The following is a 16,790-nucleotide window of genomic DNA, read 5'->3' as shown; positions in this document are numbered from 1 at the left end:
GTGGACACCACCGTCCCAGGACTCGTACGCCGTGCTGCCAAGGAATTTGGCGACGCTCCGGCCTATGTCATGGACGGACGCACGCTCACGTTCACCGAACTGTACGACCAGGTGCGCCGTACGGCTGCCGCCTTCCGCGGCAAGGGCTTGGAGCCTGGCGGATGCGTCGTCCTCTGGGCACCCAACAGCATTGAGTGGGTTGTCGCGGGATTCGCCGTCACGTACGCCGGCGGCACGCTGGTGCCAGCCAACTCCCGCTACACCGCGCACGAAGTCAGCGGACTCGTCGAGCGGACCAGCGCGTCTCTGGTTGTCATCGCCGACGGATTCCTCGGCAAGACGCAGATCGCCGACCTCGGCACGATCGCACCCGACGCGAAGATCCTCGACCTTGCCAGCCTCGACTCGCTCGAAGCCAGCGCCGCCGACCTCGCGGCTGTCGAGGCCGCCGCCGACGCGGTCTCCCCCGACGACGTCGCCGACATCCTGTTCTCGTCGGGGACGACCGGCCGACCCAAGGGCGTGCTCAGCTCACACCGGCAGAGCGTTGCGTCCGGTGCGAGCTGGAGTGCTGTCGGCGAAGTCAGCCGCGACGACCGGTATCTCGTCATCAGCCCGTTCTTCCATTCCTATGGCTACAAGATCGGCGCCCTCGTCGGCCTGATCCGCGGATGCACCATCTATCCGATGGCGACGTTTGACGCCGATGCAGCGCTGGCGCTGATCGCGTCCGAGCAGATCACCATGGTCCCCGGTGCGCCAGCGATCTTTCTGGGCCTGCTCGAGTCGCCAGCGTTCTCGACCACCAACACCTCTTCACTGCGCTTCGCCAACACCGGTGCCGCCAACGTGCCCGTTGCGCTCGTCGAGCGACTGCAGACCGAGCTCAGCTTCGACCTGGTGATCACCGCCTTCGGGATGACCGAGTGCGTTGTCGCCACGATGTGCCGCCGGGGTGACGGCGACGAGACCGTCGCCACGACCTGCGGCAAGGCGATCGACGGCATGGAGACAGCCATCGCCGACCCCGAGACCGGGGAGCACCTCGCTGCCGGCACCGAGGGCGAGCTGCTCCTGCGTGGATCGCAGGTCATGCTCGGCTACCTCGACGATCCCGCCGCCACGGCCGAGGCGATCGACGCGGATGGCTGGCTGCACACCGGCGACGTCGGCGTCCTTGACGACAGCGGCTACCTCCGCATCACCGACCGCCTCAAGGACATGTACATCTGCGGCGGCTTCAACGTCTATCCCGCCGAGGTCGAGCAGTCACTCGCACGACTCGACGGCGTGGCAGACGTGGCCGTGATCGGCATCCCCGACGAGCGTCTCGGCGAGGTCGGCAAGGCATTTGTCGTCCGTCGCCGCGACAGCGACCTCGACGCCGATGCTGTCATCGCGTTCGCCCGCGAGCGGCTGGCCAACTTCAAGGCACCTCGCGAGGTCGCCTTCGTTGAGACCCTGCCGCGCAATCTTTCTGGCAAAGTTCTGAAAACCGAGCTGAGGAGCACCCGATGACCACCGAAACAGACGTCGTGACATACGAGGTCGTCGACCAGGTCGCCCGCATCACGCTCAACCGACCCGAATACCGCAACGCGCAGAATTCCGCCATGACGTACGCGCTCGACGCTGCGTTCGTGCGCGCCACAGATGACGACGACGTCAAGGTCATCGTGTTGGCCGGCAACGGCAAGCACTTCTGTGCCGGTCATGACATCGGCACACCTGGCCGCGACGTCGACGTCGAGTTCGATCGCAAGGCCGGCATCCACTGGACTCACGTCGAAAAAGAAGGCGGTGACCTGCGCTGGGCCCGCGAGTCGGAGGTCTACCTCGGCATGTGCCGCCGTTGGCGCGAGATCCCCAAGCCCGTCATCGCGATGGTGCACGGCGCCTGCATCGCCGGCGGTCTGATGCTCGCCTGGTCGGCCGACTTCATCATCGCTTCAGATGATGCATTCTTCTCCGACCCGGTCGTCCGGATGGGCATCCCGGGTGTCGAATACTTCGCGCACCCGTGGGTGATGAACCCGCGCGCCGCCAAGGAGTTCCTGTTCTCCGGTGATCGCTTCAGCGCCACCCGCGCCCAGGAGCTCGGCATGGTCAACCAAGTCGTCCCAGCCGCCGAGCTGGAGGCGACCGTGCTGGCGCTCGCCGGCCGCATCTCGCAGATGCCGCGCTTCGGACTCGCCCTGACCAAGAAGGCCGTCAACCAGGCCGAGGACCTGCAGGGCATGCGTGCCGGCATGGACTCAGTGTTCGGGCTGCACCACTTCGCCCACGCGCACAATGCTGAGGTCGGTGCCGACTCGCTCGGCGGCCTCGACGCCAAGTCGATGGCTGCCAAGAACAAGGAGCAGGGCAACAAAGAGCAGAGCAGAGAGTGAACCTCGACTTCAGTCCGGAGCAGCTCACCTTCCGCGACCAGGCCCGCTCCTGGCTCGCGGCGAACGTACCGGCCCAGACCCTGCCGTCGATGGACACCGAAGCTGGATTTGCCGCTCATCGAGAGTGGGAGCGGCAGCTGTCGGACGCCAAGTGGTCCGTCGTCTCGTGGCCCGAGGAGTTCGGCGGCCGTGGCGCGTCGCTGATCGAGTGGGTCATCTTCGAGGAGGAGTACTACCGCGCTGGTGCTCCCGGCCGCGTCTCGCAGAACGGCATCTTCCTGCTCGCACCGATCATCTTCGATCACGGCACTCCCGATCAGCAGAAGCGCTGGCTGCCACAGATGGCGACCGGCGAGACGATCTGGGCCCAGGCCTGGTCCGAGCCCGAAGCCGGCTCCGACCTCGCCTCGCTGCGCTCGACCGCCACAAAGGTCGATGGCGGCTGGCTGCTCAACGGGCAGAAGACCTGGTCGTCGCGGGCCACGTACGGGCACATGGGCTTCGGCCTGTTTCGCTCCGATCCGGAGGCGCAGCGCCATCGCGGCCTCACCTACTTCTGCTTCCCACTCGATGCCAGCGGCGTGACCGTACGTCCAATCGCGCAGCTCGACGGCGAGGCCGGCTTCGCCGAGCTGTTCCTCGACGACGTCTTCGTCCCCGACGCCGACGTGCTCGGTGCGGTCGGCGAAGGCTGGCGGGTCGCGATGAGCACCGCCGGAAACGAACGTGGGCTGTCGCTGCGTTCGCCGGGGCGTTTCTGCGCCGCGGCCGACCGCCTGGTCGATGTGTATGCCGAGCATCCTGATCCAGCGCTTTCAAGCGCTGTCGTCGACGCCTGGGTGCGCGCGGAGGCCTACCGGCTCTATACCTGGGGCACGGTCACCAAGCTCGCCGACGGTGGCGACATCGGTGCGGCCGGCTCGGTCAACAAGGTGTGGTGGAGCGAGCTAGACGTGGCTCTCCACGAGAGCGCGCTCGACCTGCTCGGCGCCGAGGGTGAGGTCGCCTCATCCTGGACCAACGGCTACCTGTTCTCCCTGTCCGGTCCGATCTATGCGGGCACCAACGAGATCCAGCGCAATATCGTCGCCGAGCGCATCCTCGGTCTCCCGAGGGAGGCCCGGGGATGAAGTTCGAGCTCACCTCTGACCAGCGTGACTTCATGTCGGCGCTGCATGGTCAGATCGCCGCCAGCGACCCCGTCGCCGTCAACCGCGCCTGGGCCGAGGGTGACGCCAAGCCCGGTCTCGACCTGTGGCAGCAGATCACCGAGGTCGGCGTGTCCGGCCTCCTGATTCCCGAGCAGCAGGGCGGAGTCGGCGCTACGCCGGTCGAGCTCGTCTGCGCGTTCGAGATTCTCGGCCGTCATGCTGTGCCGGGCCCGTGGATCGAGTCTGCTGCCTACCTCGCGGCCGCACTCGAAGGTCCTGAACGTGCGGCGATCGCCGACGGCACCGTCGCGACTGTCGCCGCCCCGCCACACACTCCGCATGCCGTGGATGCCGACGCCGCCAACGACGTCTACGTCGTGGTCGACGGCACAGTGCACCAGGCCGAGCACTCGGACGCGATCGAGTCCGTTGATCCCAGCCGACGCCTGTTCAAGGTCACGAAGGCCGGCCCGGTCGGCACTCGTGACGTCGACGCTGCGTTCGACCTCGCCGTGCTGGCCGCCTCCGCCGAGCTGCTTGGTGCCGGGGAGCGCGTGCTCGCTGACGCGGTGACCTATGTGAAGCAGCGCACCCAGTTCGGTCGCACGATCGGCTCGTACCAGGCGATCAAGCACCAGCTCGCCAACGTACGCATTGCTCTGGACTTCGCTCGCCCGCTGATCGTCGGTGCGGCATTGGACCCGTCGCCTCGTGCCGTGTCCGCTGCCAAGATCCAGGCCGCCGCCGCCGCCAACCTCTCGGCCCGCGTCGGTCTGCAGGTGCACGGTGCGATCGGCTACACCGCCGAATTCGACCTCAGTCTGTGGCTGCTCCGCATCCGAGCGCTGCAGTCGGCGTGGGGCACTCCGGCCTTCCACCGCGAGCGCGTCCTCGCCTCGCTGCTGTCCTCTCGTTCGTCGAGCCCGACGCAATGACAGACCTCGCACCCACGCGGGACCACATCGAGCTGGCCGGCTCGGTGCGCAAGTTGCTCGAAAAACGCTCGGACAGCCAAGCCGTGCGCAACGCATTCAACACCTTCGACGCCGAGCTGTGGTCGACCCTGTGCGAGCAGATGGGCGTCGCCGCCCTTGCCATCCCCGAGGAAGGCGGTGGAGCCGGCTTCACCCTCGCCGAGACCTACGTCGTGCTCGAAGAGCTCGGCCGAGCGCTCACCCCCTCACCTCTCTTGGCATCGCTCGTTGCCAGCGCTGCTCTCGATGGCGGACCGCTGGTGCAGCGGATCGCGGCTGGCACCGTCGCCACCCTCGCCTGGTCCGGAGTCACCGGTCCGGTAGATGCGCCCGTCCGTGTCACCTTCAGCGACGGCAAGCTCACCGGCTCGGTCGCACCGGTCCTGTACGGCGATGTCGCCGAGATCCTTCTCGTCGTCGCCACCCACGATGAAGGTGTCGGACTGTTCAGCGTCGCCCCTTCGTCGGTGACTCGTACGAAGGTCGCCGGCCTAGACCCGACTCTGACCTTCGCCGATCTCGAGCTCGATGGCGTGACTGCTGAGACGATCACGCTCGACGCCGCAGCCGCTCTCGCCCACGCGCACCGTGTCGGCACTCTCGCCACGGCTGCCCTTCAGGTCGGCTGCGCGCAGCGCGGCCTCGACATGACGGTCGAATACACCAAACAACGGTCGCAGTTCGGCCGCCCGATCGGTTCGTTCCAGGCGCTCAAGCACCGCATGGCCGACCTGCTCGTACTCGTCCAGATGTCCCGCGCCGGCGCCTGGGCCGCCGTGCAGGCCCACGTCCACGACACACCCGGCCTCGATCGCCTCGCTTCTGCGGCTGGTTCGTACTGCAGCGATGCGGCGGTGGCCGTCGCGGGCGAGACCGTCCAGCTGCACGGCGGTATCGCGATCACCTGGGAGCACGACGCCCACCTGGTCCTCAAGCGAGCCCAGGCCCTCAACCAGCTCTTCGGCCTCCCCCACCAGCACCGAGCCAACCTGCTCCGGTAGGGCGGGCCGATCCACCTGGAGTCTCCAGTGGACCGATCATCGGATCACTTCACCCGGGCGAACTCACCGCTCTCCACCTTGCTGCGGTGACTTCGAACCTCGTTGCGGACCGTGCGGGCCAGGATGTACAGGCCGATGACGTTGGCGATCGACATCGAGAAGATCATCGAGTCCGAGAAGCCGATCACAGGATCCAGCGACAGGGCGGCACCCACCACGATGAACAGGCAGAAGACGACCTTGAACACGACCTCGGCGGTGGTGCTGTCACCAAAGAGGTAGCCCGTCGCCTTCATCCCGTAGTACGACCACGAGATCATCGTCGAGAACGCGAACAGGACGACCGCTACCGCCAGGACGTTCGGGAACCAGGGGATCACCGACTCGAACGCACGTGAGGTGAGCTCGACCCCGCCGAGCTCCGAGGCGTCCGGATCGCTCCAGGCGCCGGTGATGACGATCGTGAGCGCCGTCATCGTGCACACCACGATGGTGTCGATCAGCGGCTCCAGCAGCGCCACGAAGCCCTCGGTCGCCGGCTCCTTGGTCTTGACCGCGGAGTGTGCGATCGATGCCGAGCCGATCCCGGCCTCGTTGGAGAATGCGGCTCGCTGGAAGCCGACCATCAGCACCCCGAGGAACCCTCCGGCCACGCTCTGTGGGTTGAACGCGCCCGCGATGATGTCACCGAATGCGCCGGGCACCTGGTCGATGCTGCCGACGATGACGATGAGGCAGGCCGCGACGTACGTGCCGGCCATGAACGGGACGATCTTCTCCGTCACCCGGGCGATGCTCTTGATCCCACCGATGATCACCGCGCCGACCGCCGCCGCGAAGACCAGGCCGATGACCCAGTTGATGTCGGCGAAGGGGCTGTCATCGCCACCCGTGACACCCACGATCTGGGCAGTGGCCTGGTTGGCCTGGAACATGTTTCCGCCGCCCAGCGAGCCTCCGATGCAGCAGACGGCGAAGAACGCGGCCAGGAACTTGCCCAGTCTGGCGTTGCCGGTGACCTTTGCCACTCCGTCGCGCAGGTAGTACATCGGTCCGCCGGACACCGACCCGTCCGCATGCTCCTGGCGGTACATGACTCCGAGGGTGCACTCAGCCATCTTGGAGGCCATCCCGAGGAACCCGGCCAGGATCATCCAGAGAGTGGCACCGGGTCCACCCAGGGAGATGGCGACGGCGACGCCGGCGATGTTCCCGAGTCCGACCGTCCCGGAGACCGCTGTCGCAAGGGCCTGGAAGTGCGAGACCTCGCCGGCGTCCTCCGGATCGGAGTACCGGCCCCGGACCAGGTTGATCGCGTGCGGCAGCCCACGCAGCTGCGGGAAACCGAACCAGAAGGTGAAGAAGAGGGCAGCACAGATCAGCCACACCACGATCAGCGAGATCTCGGCGCCGAAAATCGTCACGGAGTAGAACACAACGCTGACGATGAAGTCCGAGATCGGCCCGAAGTACTCGCTGACGGTGTCGTCCACGCTCAGCGCGACGGTGGCGCCGAGGGTGCTCACGGGACCACCGTTACCGGCACGGTCGAGTGCTGCACCACCTGGGAGGGCGTGCTGCCGAACAGGGCCCGCTTGACGCGGCTGTCCCCCGTGCGCCCGAGCACGATGTGCCGACTCTCGCGCTGGGAGGCGATCTCGATCAGCGTGTCCACCGGATCGCCGTGCTTGACGAGCGTCTCGACCGCGACTCCCTTCTCGCGAACCAGTGCTGCCAAGGGTTCGACGATCTGGTCTGTCGCTGCGGCAATCTCCTCGGCCCGGCGCGTGGAGCGGTGCTCGTTTTCCTCCGGGGTGGTGAACGAGAACGGTGACCAGGGGATCACATGCACCACCACGACCTTCAGGTCCAGCTGATGGGCTCGATCTGCCGCGAACTCGACTGCCCGCCTGCTCTGCTCGCTCCGGTCTACCCCCACAAGTATCTCTGACATGTGCTCACCTCGACCGCCCAGTTGGATCAGGCCATCGACCCTAGTCCGCATGCTGGGCCGGTGTCACCCCTCGGACCACGCGAAAAATTCCGTACAACACGGCGACATCGGGATGCCGACGGTCTCATGCGGGCGTGCCGGAGGGTCAGCGGTGAAGGGCCGGACCCAGCCAGCGGCGGGCGAAGGATCGGATGTCGTCTGCTGTGTAGGCCGGCTCCCCCGGGAACTGCAGGAACGAGACGAACAGGCGCATCAGCATCTCAGCCAGCCCTTCCAGCTCGTCGTCCTGAACGCCGATGTCGGCCCAGCTGACCGGGATGCTGCGCAGGATGTCGGCCCCGATCGTGAACGACATCGTGGTCGTGGCATCGCGGCTGAACACCTCGGTCTCCCCGACCTGGAGGAGCAGCCCGATGCTGGGCTCATGCGGAATCGCCTCGACCGCGAAGACGATCGACTCGATCGCCACGTCGACCGGCGAGTCGAAGGTCTTCAGGTGCGCCGTCATCCGTTCCACGAAGTCGACGAGGCCCGCCTCGGCCACGGCCTCCAGCAGAACCGCGTGACTCGGGTAGTACCGATAGACGGTCTGCCGGGTGACGCCGAGCTCACCGGCGACGTCGGACACCGTCGTCCGGGCTGCACCGTACTTCTCGACGCACGATCGCGTCGCGGCGATGATGCGCTGACGTGCGTCGTCCTCGGTGTGCGGCGGGTTGCCCTGCCAGCCGTGGTGGCCCATGTGCTCACCCTGTCAGGACGTCGACTCGGCTTCGGCGGCCGGTGTACAGCAGCGCGAGGATGATGTCCGCCGCGATGAAGCAGGCGATCACGTAGAGGCCGCTGCCTATCGGAGTGCCGTCGCTGGTGATCCCGTCCGTGGCACCGAAGTAGGCCGGTATCGCAGCGACCCAGAACACAGCCATCACGGCGACGTACGTGACCGGATAGATCCGGGCGAACGACGTCATCGGCACGACCTCGTCGGTACCGCGACCGCGGAAGGCGCCGAGAAGGATCCATCCACCGGCCAGCCACACCAGTCCGAGCTCGATCCCGAGCACCCACGCCTGCCCCGTGACGTTCGGCGTGTCGCCTCCGAAGAAGCTGGCCGGGATCCCGGCCACAGCCATCGACGGAAAGGTGACCAGGCCGATGAGGACGATGCGGGCCGTCAGCGACCATCCGCGTGCAGGCTGGCCGCTGTCTTCCTTCGGACCGATGAAGCGCACGACAAGGTAGGTCATGACGCCGAACGACACCGAGGCGAACAGCAGCATGCTGTTCATGGGCACTGAGGCAAGCGCCGGGTGGTTGACGATCTGGTTGTCGTCGTGCCACGCCCACCATCCCAGCTGCGGGCCGAGCTGGTCGAAGATCTCGTAGAAGACCTGGCTGACGAAGGCAACGGCGATCGAGCCCACCAACGCACCGCGGTTGCGGAAGATGCCGAGCACCCGCACAGCCTCGTAGGCCAGCTGGAACAGGGCCGGATAGATCGCGATGATGTACAGCGGCAGCCGGTCCCACATGAACTGCACCGTGAACTGGTTGTGGGCAAAGATGAACCCATACACCTCGTCGAGGCCGAACCACTCCGGGAAGTACAACGGTGGCTCGGTCACCATGAGGTAGACCAAGGGCGCGAACCACAGGGCCAGGTTGATCGGGTCGCCATCCTTGTAGCGCCGGATGGCGTGGACCAACGCAAAGATCGCGCCCGCGATGATCAACAGCTCGAGCAGCGGCATGGTCCAGTGCGCCAGGTCGAACGGGCTGCGCACCGAAGCGACCGGACTGACGTCATGGCAGTCGAAGCCAAGCTGTTGCGTGACCAGCTCTGCTGCCTGGTCGCAGGTCGCGCTCATCGTGCACCCGCCGTCGCCAGCTCTGCTTCAGCACTGGCACCCGCCGCCCAGATCTTGCCGGGCGGGTCGAGCTGCGGATCGAATCCGAAGTCGATCTTGTGCCACCCGAAGATGTCCCTGACCCTGAAGCGCAGCAAACCGAAGATGACTCGCGGGTTGCGCAGCATCGTGCCGATCGACTCGTCGAGATTGAAGACCCGGGCAAAGTGCTCGTCCACCACATGGTCCTCGCGGGAGGCACCCGTGATGGTGCTGAACATCGAAGCACCCACCGAGGCGAGGATCTTGCGCATCCACGCCGGTGCCACTTCGGTGCCGGTGGCGCACTCGTAGCCACGGTCGCGCGCCATCGCCATCCCCCACGGGACCTTGAGCTCCTTGGCCTGCGCAGCCAGGAATCCGCCGTAGAACGCCGCGTCCAGTGCGCCGGTCGACCGCAGGGCGCCCCGCAGGCGCAGCGCCGACAACGCGGCCGAGCTCATGCCCTGACCGTAGAACGGGTTGAAGGCACAGATCGAGTCGCCGACGAAGACGATGCCTTGCGGCGCGACGGCAAGCTTGTCGTACCGGCGCCACTTGTTGCCGGTCGATCGGGTGAGGTGCACCTCTGATGTCGGCGTCGAAGCCGCCATGGCCGCGGCGAACTTCGGGGTCTGCAACTTGTCGGCCGCGGCGACGAAAGCCTCGGAGTTGCGAGGCATGTCCAGACCCCACGATCCCATGCAGGCGATCGAGCGGTTGCCTTCGATCGGGAAGAAGTTGATCAGGTAGTCGTGCTCGATCGGATGATCGCCCTTCTTCTCCGTCGGCATGATCACCATGTGCTTCCACCACCAGCTGTCAGCACGCTCAGCATCCGAGGGCAGCTCGTACCAGCGCGACACATAGGTGACCTTGGCGTCGAGGGTCATGATCGGGACGGCAGGCCATCCCGCGGCTGTCAGCCAGTCGGCGACGGACGAGCCGCGGCCCAACGCGTCGACCACGAGGTCGGCGTCGACCTGCTCGTCACCCGTCACGGTCGAGAAGGTGACGCCGGTGACTCGGCCGTTCACGGTGCCGCCGTCGACCGTGGCGATGCCCGACACCGATACGCCCTCGCGGATCGTGACGTTGTCGAGGGCTCGAACCCGGTCACGCAGAACCCGCTCGACCAGGATGCGGGAGCCGTAGACCATGTCGAGCGCGCCCTTCTTGCGCGGCGACCACCCGTCGTCGGTCATGTGGGCAGTGTCCAACGATGCAATCAGCGGCATGCCGCCGGCAGCGATGAGATCGGACTCGAAACCGGGAAACAGCTCACCCAGTGCCCGCCGTCCCGAGTTGAGCAGGAAGTGCGGGTGCTTGCTCTGCGGGACTCCGCGACGGTGCTCGGCCTCCGGTGGCAGCTCGTCACGCTCGAGCACGAGCACCCGGTCGAAGTGCGCAGCCAGGGCACCAGCGGCGCTCAGCCCCGCCATGCTGCCGCCGAGAACTACTGCCCTGCGTCCCAGTTCCATGTCGACCTTTCGGGCCATTCATCCAGAGTTTGTATGAATGTATGAATGCCCGGACCGTCTGTCAAGGGGTTCGGCTCGACTACTACTCCGCCGTGCGGTACTTGCCCTCGTGGAAGAGCAGCGGTTTGGAGGCACTGCCCTGGTCGAGGTCCTCGACCCGGCCGATGACGAGGTAGTGGTCGCCCGCCTCGTGGACGTCGTGGACGACGCAGTCGACCCAGCCGACTGTGCCCTCGAGCCGAGGCGAGCCGAGGCTCGTGGGTTGCCAGTCGACCCCGTCGAACTTGTCCTCGGCCCGCGAGGCGAACCCGTTGGACAGCTCGGTCTGGTCGGCGGCGAGGAAGTTCACACAGAACCGCCTGGACTGACGGATCGCAGCGAAGGCACGAGAAGTCTTCATCGGCAGGAAGGCCACCAGAGGTGGGTCGAGCGAGACGCTGGTGAATGACTGACACGTCATGCCGACCGGGGTGTCCCCCTGCATCGTGGTGACGACGGTGACCCCGCTGGCGTAGCGTCCGAGCACATCGCGAAACTTCAGTGCGGCCGCCTGGGCTTCCTCACCGTCGATGTGGACGACCTCGCCGGGGCGCCACGCGAACTCCTCGTGGTCGCCCCCCAGGAAGGAGTCGATCAGCTCCCGAGGGGGCCAGGACGCAGCAGCGTCGGAGCTCATCCCCTCGGGAAGCTCAGCGTCAGTCACCGAATCCACCGTCCTGCCCCGCTCAGCCGGACTGGCCGAAGGCGTGTCCCCAGTAGGAGACGGCCGTTGATTCCCGGGCCACCCAGCGCTTGTCGTTGACGGTCAGGCCCTCGCAGCCGAGCTCGATGTCGAAGCCACCGGGCGACTTGACGTAGAACGACACCATCTCGTCGTTCATGTGCCGGCCGAGCGTGGCCGAGAGCGGCGCCTTGTGCTTGCGCACGCGCTCGAGCGCACGGCCGACATCGTCGAGCTTCTCGACCTCGAGCATGATGTGCACGCAGCGGCTGGGATTGGGCATCGGCAGGAACGCCAGCGAGTGGTGCCGCGGGTTCACGCCGAGGAACCGCAGCCACACCTTCGAGCCCGGCTCCTTGCCGACGAACTCCCCCGGCATCGACATCGAGTCCCGCAGCCGGAAGCCCAGGACGTCACGGTAGAAGCTCAGCGCCTCGACATCGTCATCGACCGGGATCACGACGTGGCCCATGCCCTGGTCGCCGGTGACGAACGTCGAGGCGTAGGGCGTCACGACGGGTCGCGACTCGTAGGTGATGCCGTGGAACAGCTCGAAGATGTTGTCGAACGGATCGGCGAACCGGATCATCTCCTGGACGCGACGGTCGGCCAGTTCTTCGGCAGTCGCCTCGGTGACGTCGACACCCGCCTTGGCCAGGTGCTCCCGCGCGGCCTGCAGCGCGGTGTGGTCGGCGAGCTCCCAGCCGACACACTCGAGCCGGTCCACATCGGACGGGACGATGACCAGCCGGCTGGAGACCTCGTCGATCCGGAAGTAGAGGTTCTCCTGGGTCGGACCGCGGCCTTCGGCAAGGCCCAGCACCTTGGTGCCGAACGTCCGCCACTCCTCAAGATTGGTCGAGGCCACGCGCGCGTAGCCCATGGAACGGATGTCGATCATGACCGGCTCCTCTCGATATGACGCGCGAGGTAGGCCGTGCAGACCTCGCGGAACTCCTCGGCCGCCTCGATCTGCGCCCAGTGCCCGCAGTTCGGGAACACGTGCAGCGAAGCCTTGGGGATCATCTTCAACGCGACGAAGGCGCCGTCGAGGGGGTTCACGCGATCCTCGCGCCCCCAGGTGAGCAGTGTCGGGCGGCGCAGCTTGTGGGCATCGCGCCACAGCAGGCCGTCCTCGAAGCTGTCCGGGTTCCAGAACGACATGCCCATCGACTTCATGGCTTCCATCGAACCGGGCGCCATCGCATCGGCGAACCGCTCGGCCACCAGCTCGTCGGTGACCAGGTCCTGGTTGACGACCATCGAGGAGATGAACCCGCGCAGTGCGGCCTCGGACGGAGCCGCGCCGAACTCCATCAGCCGCTTGACGCCTTCGGTCGGGTCGGCGTGGAACAGGTTGAGCGACAGGCCGCCCGGACCCATCAGGACCAGACGACCGACGCGCTCGGGATAGAGCAGGGCAAACCGCATCGCGGTTCCACCACCCAGGCTGTTGCCCAGCAGGTGGATGCGATCGATACCCAGCTCGTCGAGCAGCAGCTTGACGGCCTCGGCGGCGAAACGGAAGTAGTTGCCCTCGACCGGCGGCTTGTCACTCTGCCCGAAGCCGGGCTGGTCAACGAGCAGGGTCCGGAAGTCTTCGGCGAAGCCCGGCAGCGCCGGCCCGAAGTTGGACCACGACGACGCGCCCGGTCCACCACCGTGCAGCATCACAAGGGGAAGCCCGCCACCGACGGAGGTGGGTTCGCCCGCCTCGTAGTAGTTGAGTGTCAGGTCGCCGGCCTTGGCAGAACGGCGGGTCGACTCACGATCGAATCCTCCACGGGTGCCGTCAGTCATCAGTACATTCCCGGGTCGACCTTGTGCCCGAACTCAGCCATCCCGAACATCTGCAGCGCCCGCTCGGGATCGTTCGCGGCGTGCACACGGCCGGCGTGAGCATCGCGCCAGGCGCGTTGGAGATACGTGCCGTTGGCCAGCGCACGGCCACCCGACGCCTCGAAGAGCTCATCGATCGCGTCGATGGCGCGCTGGGTGCCGAGCACCTGATCGCGGCGGACCTTGAGCCGCAGCGAGATCGGAATCCGCTCGCCCTTGGCCACCAGGGCCTGCTCCTCGCGAATGTTCGACATGCACAACGCCCAGGCACCGTCGATCGAGCTGGACGCCCGCGCTATTCGCACCGCGGCGAAGGGGTCGGACGACGCTTTCTCGCCGGCGTAGGCGGCACGCACCCGAGCCTGCTGCATCTCGACGTGCTCGGTGTAGGCCCCACGGGCCATCCCCACGATGGGCGCGGTGATGGTCGTGGTGAACAACGAGTGGAACGGGAGCTTGTACAGATCGCTGGGGTTTTGCTCCTGTCCCGGGCCGAAGCAACGGCCGGTGTCTCCCATCGAGAGCGTGAACTCTTCGGGGACGAAGGTCTCGGCGACCACGATGTCGTTGGAACCCGTACCGGCGAGGCCGACAACGTTCCAGACGTCAATGATCTCGTACTTGTCGCGCGGCACCAGGAACGTCTTGAAGTCGACGATCTGGCCCTCGGCATTGGTCACCAGTCCGCCGAGCAGCACCCAGGTGGCATGCGCTGAACCCGAGGAGAAGCTCCAGCGACCCGCCAGCTTGTAGCCACCATCTGTCACGACAGCCTTGCCGGTGGGGGCGTAGGACGAGCTCACCCGCGTGGACGTGTCACTGCCCCACACGGCCTGCTGAGCGTCATCGTGGAACAGCGCGATCTGCCACGGATGGACGCCGAGCACCGAGGAGATCCATCCGGTCGAACCGCACCCGGAGGCGATCAGGCTGACCGCGGTGTAGAAGTCGATCGGATCGGACTCGAGTCCGTCGAAGCGCTTGGGCTGGAGCATCCGGAAGAAACCGGCCTGCTCCAGATCCTTGACCGACGCATCGGGGACCTGGCGCAGGCGCTCGGTCTCATCGGCACGCTCACGCAAAGCGGGAAGGAGGTCTCGTACGGCATCCAGCACGGCCTGGGTCATTACATCTCCTTGGAAAGTCTTGATGGCAATACTAGAACACGTTCTAGTAATAAGTCCATCACGACCGCGCCCACCGCACAACTCGAGCGGTGCGACTCGGACCCGTGGCCCTACTCGAGAAGGTCCGCGCCAGGAATCACTCCGTCAGCCGAACCAAATCCTTAATGTGCACCGGCGCGGCGTCTGGTGAAGGTGGATGAGTCGGCTTTCCGCGTCCGGTTTGCCGACCATCCCACCGCGAGGTCGCGTGAAGGCCGATCAAGTCACCGCTCATGGAACTGGTGTCGGCTAGCCCGTTGGGGTTCACCCCGTGCGCGGCCGGACGTGCCGGTTGGCCGCCGGACGGGGCGGTCAGGCGGCTCGGTGGTAGTCGGTTCGTCGTCGGCGCTTGAGGGGCCGGCCGGTGCGGGTGGTGAAGGTGAATCCGTCGGCGGCGTTGCCGGCGATGTGCAGCCGCCCGCGGTGCAGCAGATGGTGGCATCGGCTGCACAACCCGATGAGCAGATCCAGATCCGTGGTGCCACCAAGTGACCACCAGACGACGTGGTGAATCTCCAGGTGGGTGTGATGGCATCTCGGAGAAGCGCACACTCCGTTCTGGCGGGCGATCACCGACCGGCGCTGCAGCTGGTTGGGCTGGTAGCACTCACGACCAGCATTGAGAATCTGCGCTTGCGCATCGCCGTTGGCCTTGACCAGGAACGCAGTGAAATCACTCACGCAGGCGAAGTACATCAGCAGGTTCGGCCCGATCGCCCCGTGCCCAGCAAGCGTGGCTGGTTCCACCTGGGGCATGAGGTCTGAAACGTGCGCCGGCTGCTCAGTGGTCTGCTGGACGTGGTGAGCGGCGGCCTGCAGAGTCTCCGCGTCGACGAAGACCGACAGGTGCGGTTTGACGCCCTTGTCCGACGGCAACCCGCTGCCGAGAATCGAGGTCAGCAGGTCGTCGAGGCCCTGGACGCGTCGCTGGGATCCGGTGCGGGTGTCCTCAGCGTCGCGAGGTGCTGAGACAGAGTCCAGGACCTGCTTCAACTTGGCGCCGGTAGTGGTGTTGAGGAAGCCATTGACGTGCCAGCCATCAGGGACGGCGTCGACCTGGAAATCCTCCTTGTCCATCCCCTTCTCCCACGCATCGTCCAGCTCCTCCGGCTGGACGACGTCCTTGAGGTGCTTGACGGTCTCGAACAGCTCACCAGGATCGTGCGCCAGCGCGACCTCGACGAACACGTCCTCGAACTCTCGCATCTTGCCGACCCCGACATGGGCCAGGCCGTCGACGAACACCCGCACGTGCGCTGCACTGATCCGGCCGGCGGCCGCGACCTCGGCAACGCGTGGCAGCTCGTCGAGAGCGGTGACGTTGCGGGCCAGCACCGCGGCCTGCCCGGCATTGAGCCGCAGCTCGTTGCGGACCCATGCGTTCAGGGTCGACGCGCCATCGAGCTCGTGATCGCGGCTGATCTGCAGCTCGGACAGCGCCACAGCCTTGGCGGCGTCGAGAGCGTCCTGAGCCACCTGGATCGAGCGCGCACGTTCACGAGCATCCCCCGACCGCAGCGCCTGCACAGCTGCTATTCCAGTCCATTTGTGACTGGACAGCACCCCTGCGAGTCGATCAGACCGGGTCGAAGAGGTATCGGCTCGATGGCACCAGATCCAGATCACGGTCGGCGCCGATCCGAGCGACGCTGGCCATCAGCCGCGTGAAGCGATCGGTCAGCGCGGCTTCATCGCCACCGCTGCCGTAGAAGGCGTGGATGTCGTGGAGCGCTGCCGTGGGGAAAAGCTCCTCCACCAACGCTGCCACCGGCGGAGCGTCGTCCGTGACCGCGGCTACCACCACGTTCTGCACGTACCCGAAGGTCGCCTGGGTCTCCATGGCGATCGGCGTATGGTCCACCAGCCAGCGATGCAACCACTCCTCGCGGGTCAGCTCGGCAGGTTGACGCAGCACGGCGATGTTGGCCAGGGCGTCGACGCGGCTGCCGTCGCCCACCTCGGGCGGGTCGATCGGGCGACGCTCGTCGACCTGCCAGCCGGCCACCCGGTCAGATGCGGCCCCCAACACCTCGAGAACGTCGCCGATGTCGGCCGGATCGGACTCGGACCAGATGCTGACGATGGCCGAGATCGCCGGATCGGTGGTCCGCATGCGCATGGCCGGCGCCACCGCGGCGTCATCGAGATTGACCTGCATCCGCGACACCCCGGCATCGGCCAACACCTGCCGCCGTTCGGGCTCGAGCAGACCGGCAGCCCCATCTCC

16 protein-coding genes are annotated in these 16,790 nt (G+C 66.5%); 5 read left to right on the top strand and 11 right to left on the bottom strand.

Going from position 1 to position 16,790, the window contains the following annotated elements; translation table 11 throughout:
• Genes C6I20_RS03330 through C6I20_RS03310 form a run of 5 tightly spaced genes read left to right on the top strand, consistent with a single transcriptional unit; the run spans nt 1 to nt 5,516 of the window.
• Nucleotides 1-1,518 carry a FadD3 family acyl-CoA ligase gene (locus C6I20_RS03330; protein WP_118394663.1) on the top strand — a complete coding sequence of 506 codons (1,518 nt, stop codon included), beginning with the start codon at nt 1-3 and terminating at the stop codon, nt 1,516-1,518.
• On the top strand, nt 1,515-2,390 hold the full coding sequence (locus C6I20_RS03325; protein WP_118394662.1) for an enoyl-CoA hydratase: 876 nt from the start codon (nt 1,515-1,517) through the stop codon (nt 2,388-2,390). Before C6I20_RS03330 ends, C6I20_RS03325 begins: the two co-directional genes overlap by 4 nt.
• Nucleotides 2,387-3,520 carry an acyl-CoA dehydrogenase family protein gene (locus tag C6I20_RS03320; RefSeq protein ID WP_118394661.1) on the top strand — a complete coding sequence of 378 codons (1,134 nt, stop codon included), beginning with the start codon at nt 2,387-2,389 and terminating at the stop codon, nt 3,518-3,520. Before C6I20_RS03325 ends, C6I20_RS03320 begins: the two co-directional genes overlap by 4 nt.
• Nucleotides 3,517-4,476 (top strand): acyl-CoA dehydrogenase family protein, encoded by a 960-nt coding sequence (locus tag C6I20_RS03315; RefSeq protein ID WP_118394660.1) that lies wholly within the window; start codon nt 3,517-3,519, stop codon nt 4,474-4,476. The genes C6I20_RS03320 and C6I20_RS03315 overlap by 4 nt, the downstream gene beginning before the upstream one ends.
• Nucleotides 4,473-5,516, top strand: a complete 1,044-nt coding sequence (locus tag C6I20_RS03310) for an acyl-CoA dehydrogenase family protein (RefSeq protein ID WP_118394659.1) — start codon at nt 4,473-4,475, stop codon at nt 5,514-5,516. The genes C6I20_RS03315 and C6I20_RS03310 overlap by 4 nt, the downstream gene beginning before the upstream one ends.
• A gap of 44 nt (nt 5,517-5,560) precedes the next feature.
• On the opposite strand, the gene C6I20_RS03305 is transcribed toward C6I20_RS03310, so the two are convergent.
• The 11 genes from C6I20_RS03305 to C6I20_RS03255 form a co-directional block, all read right to left on the bottom strand.
• A complete protein-coding gene (locus tag C6I20_RS03305) occupies nt 5,561-7,042 on the bottom strand; it encodes a sodium:alanine symporter family protein (RefSeq protein ID WP_118394658.1) in 1,482 nt (493 codons plus the stop codon).
• The gene (locus C6I20_RS03300) at nt 7,039-7,470 is read right to left on the bottom strand and encodes a universal stress protein (protein WP_162891091.1); all 432 of its coding nucleotides are present in this window, start codon (nt 7,468-7,470) and stop codon (nt 7,039-7,041) included. Before C6I20_RS03300 ends, C6I20_RS03305 begins: the two co-directional genes overlap by 4 nt.
• Nucleotides 7,471-7,615: 145 nt before the next feature.
• Nucleotides 7,616-8,212, bottom strand: coding sequence for a TetR/AcrR family transcriptional regulator (locus C6I20_RS03295; protein WP_118394656.1), 597 nt, complete (start codon nt 8,210-8,212; stop codon nt 7,616-7,618).
• Nucleotides 8,213-8,216: 4 nt separating this feature from the next.
• Nucleotides 8,217-9,338, bottom strand: coding sequence for a hypothetical protein (locus C6I20_RS03290; protein WP_118394655.1), 1,122 nt, complete (start codon nt 9,336-9,338; stop codon nt 8,217-8,219).
• Entirely contained in the window at nt 9,335-10,855 is a 1,521-nt protein-coding gene (locus C6I20_RS03285; RefSeq protein WP_216822983.1) for an NAD(P)/FAD-dependent oxidoreductase, read from the bottom strand. Before C6I20_RS03285 ends, C6I20_RS03290 begins: the two co-directional genes overlap by 4 nt.
• 64 nt (nt 10,856-10,919) lie before the next feature.
• Nucleotides 10,920-11,540 carry a flavin reductase family protein gene (locus C6I20_RS03280; protein ID WP_254052232.1) on the bottom strand — a complete coding sequence of 207 codons (621 nt, stop codon included), beginning with the start codon at nt 11,538-11,540 and terminating at the stop codon, nt 10,920-10,922.
• A 22-nt stretch (nt 11,541-11,562) separates the two neighbouring features.
• Complete coding sequence (gene hsaC, locus C6I20_RS03275) at nt 11,563-12,459, bottom strand: iron-dependent extradiol dioxygenase HsaC (protein ID WP_118394653.1); 897 nt, start codon at nt 12,457-12,459, stop codon at nt 11,563-11,565.
• Nucleotides 12,456-13,358: a 4,5:9,10-diseco-3-hydroxy-5,9,17-trioxoandrosta-1(10),2-diene-4-oate hydrolase gene (gene hsaD, locus C6I20_RS03270; RefSeq protein WP_118394652.1), complete on the bottom strand. Its 903-nt coding sequence runs from the start codon at nt 13,356-13,358 to the stop codon at nt 12,456-12,458. Before hsaD ends, hsaC begins: the two co-directional genes overlap by 4 nt.
• Nucleotides 13,358-14,524, bottom strand: a complete 1,167-nt coding sequence (gene hsaA, locus C6I20_RS03265) for a 3-hydroxy-9,10-secoandrosta-1,3,5(10)-triene-9,17-dione monooxygenase oxygenase subunit (RefSeq protein ID WP_118394651.1) — start codon at nt 14,522-14,524, stop codon at nt 13,358-13,360. The genes hsaD and hsaA overlap by 1 nt, the downstream gene beginning before the upstream one ends.
• Before the next feature lie 351 nt (nt 14,525-14,875).
• Complete coding sequence (locus tag C6I20_RS03260) at nt 14,876-16,090, bottom strand: HNH endonuclease (RefSeq protein ID WP_162891090.1); 1,215 nt, start codon at nt 16,088-16,090, stop codon at nt 14,876-14,878.
• A gap of 49 nt (nt 16,091-16,139) precedes the next feature.
• Nucleotides 16,140-16,748 carry an EthD domain-containing protein gene (locus C6I20_RS03255; RefSeq protein WP_254052312.1) on the bottom strand — a complete coding sequence of 203 codons (609 nt, stop codon included), beginning with the start codon at nt 16,746-16,748 and terminating at the stop codon, nt 16,140-16,142.
• Nucleotides 16,749-16,790 lie beyond the last annotated feature (42 nt).

This window comes from Aeromicrobium sp. A1-2 (assembly GCF_003443875.1).
Lineage (GTDB): Bacteria > Actinomycetota > Actinomycetes > Propionibacteriales > Nocardioidaceae > Aeromicrobium.
The sequence above is the reverse complement of the archived record's forward strand: the minus strand, read 5'-3'. Positions and strand labels throughout refer to the sequence as shown.